The organism is Azospirillum sp. (genome assembly GCF_050789165.1).
The window spans coordinates 18,151-30,727 of sequence record NZ_JBOZRT010000132.1 but is presented as its reverse complement, the minus strand read 5'-3'; the positions used below and the strand labels follow the sequence as shown (position 1 = coordinate 30,727).

The window sequence follows — 12,577 nt, the reverse complement described above, 5'->3', positions numbered from 1 at the left end:
TCGTCTCCCTGCGCATCATTCTCTTTCCAGACCATCATCCCGCGAAAGCGGGGATCCAGAGAGTCGGCCAAGCCTTTGACCCGGCAAGGACTTCTGAATCTCCGCTTTCGCGGGGATGACGAACAGAGAGGGTGGGCGCGTGCGGACGACGCCGTTCGGACTGCGCGGCGCTTACTCCGCCGCGGTCTCGGCCTCGTCGGTGCCTTCGCGTTCGGCGCGCTTCTTCTCGATGGCGCGGCCGATCCAGATGGAGACCTCGTAGAGGAACAGCATCGGCACGGCGAGGCTGACCTGGCTGATCACGTCCGGCGGCGTCAGCACCGCGGCGACGATGAACACGAAGACGATGGCGTAGCGGCGCTTGGAGGTCAGCGTCTCTACCGTCAGCAGGCCGGCGCGCACCAGCAGCGTCAGCACCACGGGCAGCTGGAACGCCACGCCGAAGGCGAAGATCAGCGCCATGACCAGATGCAGGTACTCGCCGACGCGGGCCTCGAACTCGATGGGCAGTTGGCCGCTGTCGCCGCCGGGGTGGAACTCGAAGCCCAGGAAGAACTTCCAGGCCATCGGGAACACGAAGTAATAGACCAGCGCCCCGCCCATGAAGAACAGCACCGGGGTCGCCGCCAGGAAGGGCAGGAAGGCCCGGCGCTCGTGCTTGTACAGGCCCGGCGCCACGAACATCCAGATCTGGCTGGCAATGATCGGGAAGGAAAGGAAGCAGCCGGCCCAGAACGCCACCTTCACGTAGGTGAAGAACGCCTCGGTCAGGCCGGTGTAGATCATCCGGCGCCCCTGCCCTGCCAGGATGTCGGCGAGCGGCTGCACCAGGAAATTGTAGATCTTGTCCGACACCAGGTAGCACAGAAGGAAGGCCACCAGCAGCGCCACGATCGAATACATCAGGCGGTTGCGCAGCTCGATCAAATGATCGATCAGCGGCATCTTGCTGTCTTCGATCTCGTCGTGCTCGGGTTCCGTGGTCATCCCGGTCATGTCGTCTTGGTGTCGGTCGTGGATTGCGGGGCCGCGACAGAATCGGCGGCGGCCTTGGGCGCCTCGGCGGGCGCCGCCTCAGCCGGGGCCGGCGGGGCCGCCGCGGTTACAGCCAGCGGGTCGGCGGCCACCGGACTCGTCGAGGGCAGCGGCGGCGCGTCCTCCGGCGGGCTGCCGGGGTGGCCGGCGGCGCCGGTCATCTCCGGCGGCAGGTCGAAGGCGGCCTTCAGATCGCCCTTGGGGTCGATCTGGTTCTCCACCATCGCCTTGATGTTGAGGTCGCGGGCCTTCAGCGCCTGCTTGCGCAGGTCGTCCAGCTCCGCCTCGCGCATCATCTCGTCCAAATGGCCCTGGAAGTCGCGCGCCACTAGGCGCGCCTTCCGCACCCACTTGCCGACGGCGTAGATCGCCTGCGGCAGGTCCTTCGGGCCGATGACCACCAGGGCCACCAGCGCGATGACCATAAGCTCGGACCAGCCGATGTCGAACATGCGTCCTCGAACCTCTCAGCCGGCGTGTGCGGGCGACGACGGCGCCGCTCAGGTGCGGGCCGTCTCGTCCTTCTTCAGGCCGGGGTCGGTGCCCGGAGCGGCCGCCGGAGCGGACGTCGGCGCAACCGGCGGAACGACCGGCGCGGCGGCCTGATTCGGCAGCGGCGTGACGGTGGCGGCGGGCTGCGCCGGCGCCTCATCGTCGCTGTCGTCCTTCAGCCCGGCCTTGAAGTTCTTGATGCCCTTGGCGAGGTCGCCCATCACCTTCGGCAGCTTACCGGCGCCGAACAGAAGCAGCACGATCAGCAGAACGATGATCCAGTGCCAGATGCTGGTAAATCCCATGGTCTCCAGTTCCCGAGCGTTTGCCCCCTGTCAGGGGCGGCACTATGGCAGAAACGTTCCCGGGCCGCAACGACGGGCGGACCGGGCGATTCACCGAATCAGGTAGGCATTTCGGCCAGGGTTGCGAGGGGGGCTCCCCCTATTCCTCATCGGCCTCGTCCGGCGACGGCAGCGCGTCGCCCGCCCCCGCCGACACGCCGTACAGAACCGGCCGCGAGTCGAGCAGGCCGGCGGCGCGCAAATCGTCCACGCCCGGCAGATCGCGCAAGGTCTCCAGTCCGAAATGGTCGAGGAAATGGTCGGTGGTGATCCAGGTCAGCGGCCGGCCGGCGGTCTCGCGGCGGCGGCCGGGCCGGATCCAGCCATGCTCCATCAGAATGTCCAGCGTGCCCTTGCTGGTGGCGACGCCGCGGATCTGTTCGATCTCGCCGCGGGTGACCGGCTGGTGGTAGGCGACGATGGCCAGCGTTTCGATGGCGGCGCGGGAGAGCTTCTTGGACACCTCCTGCTCCAGCCGCAGCAGCGGCGCCAAGTCCGGCGCGGTGCGGAACGCCCAGCCGCCGCCGGTGCGCACGAGGTTCACGCCGCGCGGCGCGTAGTGCGCGCGCAGCTCCTCAAGCAGGGCGCGCGCGTCCACGTCCGGACCCAGGCGGCCGCCCAGCACCTCCTCGTCCAGCGGCTCGGCGGAGGCGAACAGAAGCGCCTCGAGCAGCCGCAGCTTCTGGATCTTCGCCTCGACCCGCTCGGGGTCCTTGACCATTTCGATCACCACACCCTCACTCCTCCACCGGCCGCGCGCGGCGGACCCAGATCGGGCCGAAGGCGCCATCCTGGCGCAACTCCACCTGCCCCGCCTTGGCCAGCTCCAGCGTCGCCGCGAAATGCGCGGCCAGCGCCGAGCGGCCCATCAGCGACCCCGCCGGCTCGCGCGGCAGGAAGCTCTGCAGCGTCGTCCAGTCCGGGATCCGCCCCATCATCTCGGCCAGCCGCTTCACCGCGTCCTCGATGGAATAGAGCCGCAGCGGCTCCATGTGCAGCACCGAGGCGTCCTTGCGCCGCTTGTGGTCGCCGTAGGCCTTCAGCAGGTCGTACAGCGTCACCTGGAACACCGACTTGCGCTGGATGTCCAGATCCTCCGGCGCGCCGCGGGCGAACACGTCCAGCCCCAAGCGCGGGCGGGCCATCAGCGTCGCCGCAACCCCTTTCATCGCCTCCAGGCGCTGCAGCTGGAAGGCCAGCGCCGCGGCCATGTCCTCGCCGGACGGCTCGTCCTCCGGCTGCTCGGGGATCAGCAGGCGCGACTTCAGGTAGGCCAGCCACGCCGCCATCACCAGGTAGTCGGCCGCCAGCTCCAGCCGCAGCTTGCGCGCCTCGGCGACGAAGGCGAGGTACTGGTCGGCGAGCGCCAGGATCGAGATCTTCGTCAGGTCGACCTTCTGGTCGCGCGCCAGCGACAGCAGCATGTCGATCGGCCCTTCGAAGCCGTCCAGCGCAACCACCAGCTGTTCGGCCGGAGGGGAGGTCTGCGCCGGATCCTCGAACCCGTCGCTCATAGCGGGCCGGTGAGGAACTCGAGGACGTTGATCGCCCAGCCGATGGCCGGCTGCATGATCCACGAGAAGACGTCGAGGTTCACCCCGAGCTCCCGCCCGACGAAGGGCAGCAGGAACAGCACGAAGACCAGGATCAGGATGCCGTAGCGCTCCAGCCGCGCCAGCGGGAACGCCAGCGCGTCGGGCAGCACGCCCACCGCCACCCGGCCGCCGTCCAGCGGCGGCAGCGGGATCATGTTGAAGATCATCAGGATGACGTTGGCGAGCACCGACACCGTCAGCGTCGCCGCCAGCCACGCCCCGAACATGCCCTGCATGTCGCCGAAGCGCGCCAGCCCCCAGGCCGAGGCCAGCGCCAGCAGGAAGTTGGTCCCCGGCCCGGCCAGGGCCACCCACACCATGTCGCGCCGCGGGTGGTGCAGGCGGGTGAAGTCCACCGGCACCGGCTTGGCCCAGCCGAAGACGAATCCGGTGGTGAAGTACATCAGCGCCGGCAGGATCACCGTGCCGAACGGGTCGATGTGGCGCAGCGGGTTGAAGGTGACGCGGCCGAGGCGGGCGGCGGTGTCGTCGCCCAGCTTCTGCGCCATCCAGCCGTGCGCCGCCTCGTGCAGCGTGATCGCCAGGATGGCGGGGATCGCCACCGCCGTGAGCTTGAGAATCCAGTCTTCCACCCGTTGCCTCCCGTCAGGCCGCCGGAGTCAGCAGCGCGTCGAGGCGGGCGCGCAGCGCCTCCGCGTCCACCGCATCCGGCACCCCGCGCATGGCCTGCGCGCGCGCCCAGCGCTGGGCGGCGGCATAGCTCAATATGGGGGCGGCGTCGGCCACCTGCACCATCTCCTCCAGGACGCCGTTGCAGTGCAGCGCAACGTCGCAGCCGGCGGCCAGCACGGCGTGCGTGCGCTCCCCGGCGTCGCCGGACAGCGCGCCCATGGACAGGTCGTCGCTGAACAGCAGCCCGTCGAAGCCGATGGACGGCCCGCGGATGACGTCGGCGATGACGGCCGGCGAGGTGCTGGCCGGGCGGAACGGATCCACCGTCTTCAGCACCACGTGCGCCACCATCCCCAGCGGCATGTCGGCGAGGTCGCGGAACGGCGCGAAATCGGTGGCCTCCAGTTCGGCGCGCGGGGCATCGACCACCGGCAGCTCGGCGTGGCTGTCGGCGAAGGCGCGGCCATGGCCGGGCAGGTGCTTGACCACCGGCAGCACGCCGCCGACGACCAGCCCCTCGCAGGTCGCCCGCGCCAGGTCCGCCACCAGGGCGGGATCGCGGGAGAAGGCGCGGTCGCCGATCACGTCGTGCGCGCCCTCGATGGGCACGTCGCAGACCGGCGCGCAATCCACGGTGATGCCCACGCCGACGAGCATGTGCGCCAGCAGCCGGCCATTCAGCCACGCCGCCTCGCGCCCGGCGGCGCGGTCGCGCTCGGCCAGTTCGCCGAAGGCGCGGGCCGGCGGGTGCTTCGGCCAGTGCGGCGGGCGCAGGCGGGCGACGCGGCCGCCCTCCTGGTCGATCAGCACCGGCGCGTCGTCGCGCCCGACCGACTCCCGCATGGCGGCGACGAGGTCGCGCACCTGCTGCGGCGTCTCGCAGTTGCGGCGGAACAGGATGAAGCCGAACGGATCGGCGCGGCGATAGAGGTCGCTCTCCTCGGCGCTCAGCGCGGTCCCGGCACAGCCGAGGACGATGGCGCGAGGGCGCGGCGGCTTAGGGACGGACAACCACGCACCCCACGTTCTGTGCCTTCAACTTCTCGCAGATGGACTTGGCCCGCGCCTCGTCGACGCTGCCCCCGCGAACGCGGTAGTAGACCCCCTTGTCGCCAAGGTCGGCCTTGGCGACCTGCAGGCTCAGGCCGCCCAATTCGGGATGCCTGCCGGACAGCCGCTTCCACTCGGCCGCCGCCTCGGCCTCGCTGCGCACCGACGCGAGCTGGACGCGGTAGCCGCCGCCACCGGCGGACGGAGCCGGCGCGGGCGGCGCCTTGGGCGCGGCCGCCGGCTGCGGTTGCGGCGGGGCGGCCTGCGGCGCGGGTGCCGGTTTCGGTGGAGCAGCGACGACCGGCTGCGGCGCGGGAACGGGGGCCTTGGCGGCCGGCGGCGGCGCCTTGGGCGGGGCGATCGGCAGCGCCGCGACCTGGCTCGACTGGCCGCCGGCCGGCAGCGACGGCGGCAGCGCGGCCTGCACCTGCACCGGCGGTGGCGGCACCACCGGCGGCAGCACGTCGGCGGGCACCTTCGGAACGGTCGTGGTGGCGCCGGCCGGCGGGGGCGGCGGTGACGCCACGGCGGGCGGCGGCGGGGTGTCCGGCAGATCCGGCACCTGCGGCGTCACCACCGGGCGCGGCAGCGGCGCCTCCGGCGCCGGCAGCAGGTGCTCGATCGGCGGCTTGCCATCCTTGGCGCCGTGGTTCAGGCGGTCGAAGACCAGCTTGTCCTGATGCGGCACCTCCATGCCGCCGGGCTGCTCGGGGCGCAGCTTGGTCGGCGCCGCATCGGCCTCCAGCAGCGGCGGGCCGCCATCCGGGCCGGTGCGGTCGTGCCCCTTGTAGGCGTAGAGGACGACGCCCGCGAACGCCGCGATTCCCACCACCGAGGCGCCCAGCCCCAGCAGGCCGCGCCGCCGGCGCGGTTCCGCGGCCGGGTAGCCGTAGGGGTTGGCCGCGTAGTTGACGTCGCCCTCGTACTTCATCAGCGCATCTCCTCGACCGGCTCCACCCCCATGACCTGCAGGCCGGAGGCGATCACCGTCGCCGTCGCCTGCACCATGGCGAGGCGGGCCAGCGTCAGCTCCTCGTCACCCTCGATGAGGAAGCGCAGGCTGGCGTCGTCGCGGCCCTTGTTCCACAGCGCGTGGAAGTCGGACGCGAGGTCGTACAGGTAGAAGGCGACGCGGTGCGGCTCGTGCGCCTCGGCGGCGGATTCGACCAGCCGCGGCCAGGTCGCCATGCGCTTGACCAGCGCCAGCTCCGCCTCGTCGTCCAGGCGGGACAGGTTCGCGGCGGTGAGGCCGTTCGCCGTCAGGTCCTTGCCCGGCAGCGCCTCGGCGGCATGGCGCAGCACCGAGCGGCAGCGGGCGTGCGCGTACTGCACGTAGAAGACCGGGTTGTCCTTCGACTGCTCGGTCACCTTGGCGTAGTCGAACTCCAGCGTCTGGTCGTTGCGCCGCGTCAGCATGATGAAGCGGACGACGTCCTTGCCCACCGTCTCGATCACGTCGCGCAGCGTCACGAAGGTGCCGGCGCGCTTCGACATCTTGACCGGCTGGCCGTTCTGCATGAGGTGGACGAGCTGGCACAGCTTCACGTCCAGCGCCGCTTCGCCGCCGGTGATGGCCGAGGTCGCCGCCTGCATGCGCTTGACGTAGCCGCCGTGGTCGGCGCCCCAGACGTCGATCAGGTTGGCGAAGCCGCGCACGTATTTGTCGTGGTGGTAGGCGATGTCGTTCGAGAAGTAGGTGAACGAGCCGTCCGACTTCTTCAGCGGGCGGTCAACGTCGTCGCCGAAGTCCGTGGATTTGAAGAGGGTTTGCGGGCGCGGCTCCCAGTCGTCGGGCTTCTTGCCCTTGGGCGGCTCCAGCACGCCGACGTAGATCAGCCCGCGGTCCTCCAGCGCCTTCAGCGCCTTATCGACGGCGCCGGACTGCACCAGCGCGCGCTCGGACGTGTAGACGTCCATGCGGATGTTCAGCGCGCCGAGATCGTCCTTGATCCACTCCATGATCCGCGCGATGGCGAAATCGCGGCAGGCCGGAAGCCATTCGTTTTCAGGCGCTTGCAGCCATTTGTTGCCATCGCGCTGCGCCAGCTCCTGGCCGACGTCCTTGAGGTATTCGCCCGGGTACAGGCCGGCCGGGATCTCGCCAATGGCCTCACCCAGCGCCTCGCGGTAACGGAGATAGGTGGAGCGAGCCAGCACCTCGACCTGGGCGCCGGCGTCGTTGATGTAGTACTCGCGCGTGACCCTGTGCCCGGCCTTCTCCAGCAGCGCCGCCAGGGCGTCGCCGAACACCGCGCCGCGGCCGTGCGCGGCGTGCAGCGGGCCGGTGGGGTTGGCCGAGACGTACTCGACGTTCACCGGCGCGTCCTTGCCGATGTCGCTCTGGCCGTAGGCGGTGCCGGCGGCCAGGATGTCCTTCAGGCGGTCGCGCCAGACGGCGGGCGACAGGCGCAGGTTGACGAAGCCGGGGCCGGCGATCTCGACGCTGGTCACGTCGGCGCGCGCCTTCAGCTTGGCGGCCAGCGCCTCGGCCAGCTTGCGCGGCGGCTGCCCGGCGGGCTTGGCCAGCACCATGGCGGCGTTGGTGGACAGGTCGCCGTGCGCCGCCTCGCGCGGCGGCTCCACGGTCACGCGGGCGGTGTCCAGCCCGGCCGGAAGGGCGCCTTCCGCCGCCAGCTCCTCCAGAATTGCGCGAATATCGTTCTCGAACGCCTTGAAAATGTTCATCTCTTAGGTCTTCGCATCCATGTCGAAGAGGCGGCTGTACTCGGCCAGCGCGAAGCGGTCGGTCATACCCGCGATGTAGTCGGCCACCAGACGGGCGCGGACGGTCGGGTCCGTCTCGCCGCCGGCGGCCGTGAGGTCGGCCTGCCACTGGGTGGGCAGGCAGTTCGGTTCGTCCATGAACAGCTGGAACAGCGCGCGGACCACGCGCTTGCACTTGCTCATCTCCCGGTTGACCCGGTAGTGGCGGTACATCCGCTGCCGCAGGAAGGCGCGCAGCGGCCGCTGCTCCTCCAGCATCCGGTCGGAGAAGGCGACCACCGGCCGGTCGGCGGCGCGCACCTCGGCGGCGGAGCCGGGCTTCATCTCCGCCAGCCGGGCGCGCGTCTCGGTCAGCAGGTCGGTGACCATGCGGTCGATCAGCCGGCGCACCGTCTCGTGGATCAACCGGCCGCGCTCCAGGCCCGGGTAGCGGTCGCAGACCTCGCGGACGATGGGGCCGAACAGCGGCAGTTCCGCCACCTCGTCCATGTCGAACAGGCCGGCGCGCAGGCCGTCGTCGATGTCGTGGTTGTTGTAGGCGATGTCGTCGGCCAGCGCCGCCACCTGCGCCTCGGCGCCGGGGTTGGTGTGCAGCTCCAGGTCCCAGGCGTCCTGGAAGGCGCGGATGGTGGTCGGCAGCCCCTGCCCCGGCGCCAGCGGCAGCAGCGGGCCGTTGTGCTTGACCACGCCCTCCAGGGCCTCCCACGTCAGGTTCAGCCCGTCGAAGCCGGCGTAGCGGTGCTCCAGCCTGGTCAGGATGCGCAGCGCCTGGTCGTTGTGGCTGAAGCCGCCGTGAGGTTCCATGCAGGCGTTCAGCGCGATCTCGCCGGCGTGCCCGAACGGCGTGTGGCCGAGATCGTGGGCGAGCGCCACCGCCTCCGCCAGATCCTCGTTGAGGCCCAGCGTGCGGCTGATCGAGCGGGCGATCTGCGCCACCTCCAGGCTGTGGGTCAGCCGGGTGCGGTAATAGTCGCCCTCATGGTAGATGAAGACCTGCGTCTTGTACTTCAGCTTGCGGAAGGCGCCGGAATGCACGATGCGGTCGCGGTCGCGCTGGAAGCACGAGCGCGTCGGGCTCTCGTCCTCCTGCACCAGCCGCCCGCGGCTGTGCGCCGGGTGGCAGGCGTAGGGGGCGAGCTGTGCCTGGTACATGTCCGCCGTCATGGCGCGGACACTAGCCTTGGGCGGGTTGGGGTGCAACCGGGAAGGCGGTTATAAAACCCAGCCTTCGGAAAGGGGTGCCTTTGACGAACCGCCCCGCTCCCCCTACATTTCGGCATAGGGTTCCGGCCATCCGCTTCCAATAGGGTATTCCATGTCCGACGTGACGACCGAGCGCATGCTCCGCATCTCCGACAGCGCGGCCGAGCGCATCGCCACCCTGGTGCAGATGGAAGGCAAGCCGGGCATGATGCTGCGCCTGACCGTCTCCGGCGGCGGCTGCTCCGGCTTCCAGTACGGGTTCAACTTCGACGACGCGGTGAACGCCGACGACCACCTGTTCGAGCACAACGGCATTAAAGTCGTTACCGACGACTGCTCGCTCGACCTGCTGGACGGCGCGATGCTGGACTACGTGGAGGACCTGATGGGCGCCTCCTTCCAGATCAAGAACCCGAACGCCAAGTCGTCCTGCGGCTGCGGCTCCTCCTTCGCGGTCTGAGCCCCCCCTGGAGAGACAAACGCCGTGAAGATCGCCACCTGGAACGTCAATTCGGCGAAGGCGCGCCTGCCCGTCGTCACCGACTGGCTGCGCGCCGTCTCGCCGGACGTCGCCCTCTTCCAAGAGATCAAGTGCGAGACGGACGCCTTCCCGCGCGCCGTGTTCGAGGATCTCGGCTACCACGTGACCGCCGTCGGGCAGAAGTCCTACAACGGCGTCGCCCTGCTCTCCCGGCAGCCCGCCGAGGTGACGCTGACCCGCCTGCCCGGCGAGCCGGAGGACGAACAGGCCCGCTACGTCGAGGCCACGGTTGGCGGCTACCGTGTCGCCTCGCTCTACCTGCCCAACGGCAACCCGGTCGGCACCGAGAAGTACGCGTACAAGCTGCGCTGGATGGACCGGCTGATCGCGCACGCGCGGACGCTGCTGGACGCCGAACAGCCGTTCGTCCTGGGCGGCGACTACAACATCATCCCCGAGCCGCGCGACGTCTACGACCCCGTCGGCTGGCAGGAGGACGCGCTGTTCCGCCTGGAGTCGCGGCGGAAGTTCCGCGAGCTGCTCAACCTCGGCCTCACCGACGCCTACCGGGCGCTGCACGACGACGCCAAGGCCTACACGTTCTGGGATTACCAGGCGGGCGCGTGGCCGCGCGACCTGGGCCTGCGCATCGACCATTTCCTGCTGTCGCCGCAGGCGGCCGACCGGCTGGTCGGCTGCGCCATCGACCGCCGCCCGCGCGGCGCCGAGAAGGCCTCCGACCACACGCCGGTCGTCCTGGAATTGCAGGAATTCGACGCAATTTGAATAAAGCTTTGTTAAACGCGACACCCTACAAGGGAGGGTGTACGGCGCCCATCCGGGACGCCGGGTGTTGGGGATGGTGGAATGGTGTGGCGCGCCAAGAACGTCCGTCAGGAGGTCGAGGGCCTGCTGCTCGCGCTCGAACGGCAGGCGCGTGAGGCGGTGGGGCTGGCCGAGCGTGCCCAGCGCGACATGGACGACGACCGCTTCGCATCCTACGGCGACTTCCGCCGCAAGGTGGAGGAGGTTCGCGCGCTGGTGGCGCTGACCGAGGACCGGCTGCGCGGCTACGTCGGCGAGAAGCTGGACGACCTGCGCACCGAGTTCGAGCGGATGGACCTGCTGCTGACGGTCATGCTGGTGAAGGCGACGCGCAACTACTTCGCCACCATGAAGGACGACCAGGTGCTGCCGATCGGCGCGCGCGAGTTGTTCGAGCCCGAACTGCGCAACATCGAGGAGACCCGCGCCAAGCTGGCCCAGCCGCGCTTCCAGGGGCAGGTGCCGGACACGGTGCTGGCCGAGTTGGAGGAGACGGTGGGGATGATCGGCAAGATCATCGCCCGCGCGCCGAGCCTGCCGGATTTCTCCGACGCCCCCGCCGCGCCGAAGCCGGTGCGGCGCCTGCGCACGCTGGGGCGCCCCATCCGCACCTGAGACCCGCACTCCCGACTCCCGGATCGCACCTGGGGGTTGACCCGCGCGCCACCTTCCCATATCCCATTCGGGCGCCGCGGATGGGTGGCCGAGCGGTTTAAGGCTCCAGTCTTGAAAACTGGCGTGGGGGCAACTCCACCGTGGGTTCGAATCCCACCCCATCCGCCACTGCTTCGGGTAAGCGGCTGCGTTTGAAGTAAAAATATGGCTGCGCTGAAGCCACGCCCCGCGCCACGCCGCCAAATGCGGGGCGCACAGCAAGAGGCAGGTCATCACCCTCTCACCGCTGGGCGCCCAGCGCCCCGCCTCGTTCACGCCGAGTTGGGCCGCCAGCCGGTCGCGTGGCGACCGTCGTTGAAATGAGAGCACCATCGGCAGCGTGGAATGAATCAGTCAAGGCGGTTTCCTGAGCACGGAGATGAATGGGGCGCCAGTCGGGTAGGAGGTCGTTTAAGTTAGGAAGGCGGCCAGCAATGCAACCTATGTTGACGCCGGCCCGCGATGCCGTCAGGGTGCGCCAAACCTGCTATGGCGCCGAACACAGAACGCCTGCCTGAGACCGGGAAAGCACATGGAATCCAAAGGCCGCCACGTCGAACGCATTCCTGATGTTCTGGCGGAGCTGCTTGCCTCCTGGTCATCCTCGGGCCCCGACCTGAATGATTACTGGCGCGGCATATGCGAAAATCTGATCGAGTGCTCACGATCCATGCCTGCCACGAGCTTTTTGCGGTGGCCGGCAATCAAGCAGACCATGCATATGACGCATCGGCCTGAGCACGACACCTATTACCAGTTCCTGCTCGAGCATGATCGCTGGCACGATCGATGGAGTCTCGGCCTTCAGGAGACGCCCGTCGGCGGGTATATTCCATACAAGCTGAACATCACGACAAGCCCGCAACTGGTTCAGCACAATTTTCATCTGGCCTACTTCATGGCCTGTGCCGGCGTGGATCCCCTCCAGGTCGATGCCGTCCTAGAGATCGGCGGTGGCTATGGCGCCATGTGCCGCCTGTTCCGCAACCTCGGATACCAGGGACGCTATACGATCTATGATCTTCCCATGTTCACCGAGATCCAGCGGGCGTGGCTGCTGGACGTCGGAATAGCGGTGGACACGGAGTCGGAGGCTGCAGGCGACGCCACCGTTCGCCTGTGTTCCGATGCCGAGGCGTTCGCGGAGCAGGCGAAGGCGAGTTCGGGGAAGACGCTGCTGATCTCGACCTGGGGCGTCAGCGAGATTCCGCTGGGCAAGCGCGAGGCGCTTCTGGCCGAAGCCGGTCGGTGCCACGCCATCCTGTTCGCCTTTCAGGAGGCATTCGGGAGCGTCAACAATATGACGGCCTTCAATGAGTTCATGGGACGTCACAGCGATACCTTCACGTGGCGTGGCGGGCCGATTCCGGACAAGCCTGGAAACTTCTACCTGTTCGGCACACGACGGTAGACAGGACGACGCGGCTAACAATCCCGACGCGGTGCCCACCAAGCACAGCACGGTACAGTTGGCGCCCGGGCACTGGTCTGGTGGAGTGTTGTCGCGTAAATTGGGCGGGTGGTATACCAGCACAACGCTA

Annotated in this window: 14 protein-coding genes and 1 tRNA gene; 5 read left to right on the top strand and 10 right to left on the bottom strand. The window is 69.1% G+C overall.

Annotated elements, in window-relative coordinates; translation table 11 throughout:
• Positions 1-171: 171 nt before the first annotated feature.
• The 10 genes from tatC to ACRWK7_RS27940 all read right to left on the bottom strand — a co-directional run bounded on the left by tatC (position 172) and on the right by ACRWK7_RS27940 (position 9,037).
• The gene (gene tatC / locus ACRWK7_RS27985; protein ID WP_431859934.1) at positions 172-987 is read right to left on the bottom strand and encodes a twin-arginine translocase subunit TatC; all 816 of its coding nucleotides are present in this window, start codon (positions 985-987) and stop codon (positions 172-174) included.
• Positions 988-992: 5 nt separating this feature from the next.
• On the bottom strand, positions 993-1,487 hold the full coding sequence (gene tatB / locus ACRWK7_RS27980) for a Sec-independent protein translocase protein TatB (RefSeq protein WP_431859932.1): 495 nt from the start codon (positions 1,485-1,487) through the stop codon (positions 993-995).
• Positions 1,488-1,535: 48 nt separating this feature from the next.
• Positions 1,536-1,832, bottom strand: a complete 297-nt coding sequence (locus ACRWK7_RS27975; RefSeq protein WP_431859930.1) for a twin-arginine translocase TatA/TatE family subunit — start codon at positions 1,830-1,832, stop codon at positions 1,536-1,538.
• A gap of 139 nt (positions 1,833-1,971) precedes the next feature.
• Complete coding sequence (scpB, locus tag ACRWK7_RS27970) at positions 1,972-2,592, bottom strand: SMC-Scp complex subunit ScpB (protein ID WP_431860033.1); 621 nt, start codon at positions 2,590-2,592, stop codon at positions 1,972-1,974.
• A gap of 16 nt (positions 2,593-2,608) precedes the next feature.
• Entirely contained in the window at positions 2,609-3,385 is a 777-nt protein-coding gene (locus tag ACRWK7_RS27965) for a segregation and condensation protein A (protein WP_431859929.1), read from the bottom strand.
• Positions 3,382-4,059, bottom strand: a complete 678-nt coding sequence (locus ACRWK7_RS27960) for a site-2 protease family protein (protein WP_431859927.1) — start codon at positions 4,057-4,059, stop codon at positions 3,382-3,384. Before ACRWK7_RS27960 ends, ACRWK7_RS27965 begins: the two co-directional genes overlap by 4 nt.
• A gap of 13 nt (positions 4,060-4,072) precedes the next feature.
• Positions 4,073-5,110, bottom strand: coding sequence for a beta-N-acetylhexosaminidase (nagZ, locus tag ACRWK7_RS27955; protein WP_431859925.1), 1,038 nt, complete (start codon positions 5,108-5,110; stop codon positions 4,073-4,075).
• On the bottom strand, positions 5,097-6,080 hold the full coding sequence (locus tag ACRWK7_RS27950; protein ID WP_431859924.1) for an SPOR domain-containing protein: 984 nt from the start codon (positions 6,078-6,080) through the stop codon (positions 5,097-5,099). The genes nagZ and ACRWK7_RS27950 overlap by 14 nt, the downstream gene beginning before the upstream one ends.
• Positions 6,080-7,834 carry an arginine--tRNA ligase gene (gene argS / locus ACRWK7_RS27945; protein WP_431859922.1) on the bottom strand — a complete coding sequence of 585 codons (1,755 nt, stop codon included), beginning with the start codon at positions 7,832-7,834 and terminating at the stop codon, positions 6,080-6,082. Before argS ends, ACRWK7_RS27950 begins: the two co-directional genes overlap by 1 nt.
• Before the next feature lie 3 nt (positions 7,835-7,837).
• Entirely contained in the window at positions 7,838-9,037 is a 1,200-nt protein-coding gene (locus ACRWK7_RS27940) for a deoxyguanosinetriphosphate triphosphohydrolase (protein ID WP_431859920.1), read from the bottom strand.
• Between the two features lie 151 nt (positions 9,038-9,188).
• On the opposite strand from ACRWK7_RS27940, the gene erpA reads away from it, so the two are divergent.
• From erpA to ACRWK7_RS27915, 5 genes are all read left to right on the top strand, one after another.
• Complete coding sequence (gene erpA, locus ACRWK7_RS27935; RefSeq protein WP_431859918.1) at positions 9,189-9,536, top strand: iron-sulfur cluster insertion protein ErpA; 348 nt, start codon at positions 9,189-9,191, stop codon at positions 9,534-9,536.
• Between the two features lie 24 nt (positions 9,537-9,560).
• The gene (xth, locus tag ACRWK7_RS27930) at positions 9,561-10,343 is read left to right on the top strand and encodes an exodeoxyribonuclease III (RefSeq protein WP_431859916.1); all 783 of its coding nucleotides are present in this window, start codon (positions 9,561-9,563) and stop codon (positions 10,341-10,343) included.
• 81 nt (positions 10,344-10,424) lie between these two features.
• Complete coding sequence (locus ACRWK7_RS27925) at positions 10,425-10,997, top strand: hypothetical protein (RefSeq protein WP_431859914.1); 573 nt, start codon at positions 10,425-10,427, stop codon at positions 10,995-10,997.
• Positions 10,998-11,075: 78 nt separating this feature from the next.
• Positions 11,076-11,165: transfer RNA gene (locus ACRWK7_RS27920), tRNA-Ser, on the top strand.
• 403 nt (positions 11,166-11,568) lie between these two features.
• A complete protein-coding gene (locus ACRWK7_RS27915) occupies positions 11,569-12,447 on the top strand; it encodes a hypothetical protein (RefSeq protein WP_431859912.1) in 879 nt (292 codons plus the stop codon).
• Positions 12,448-12,577 lie beyond the last annotated feature (130 nt).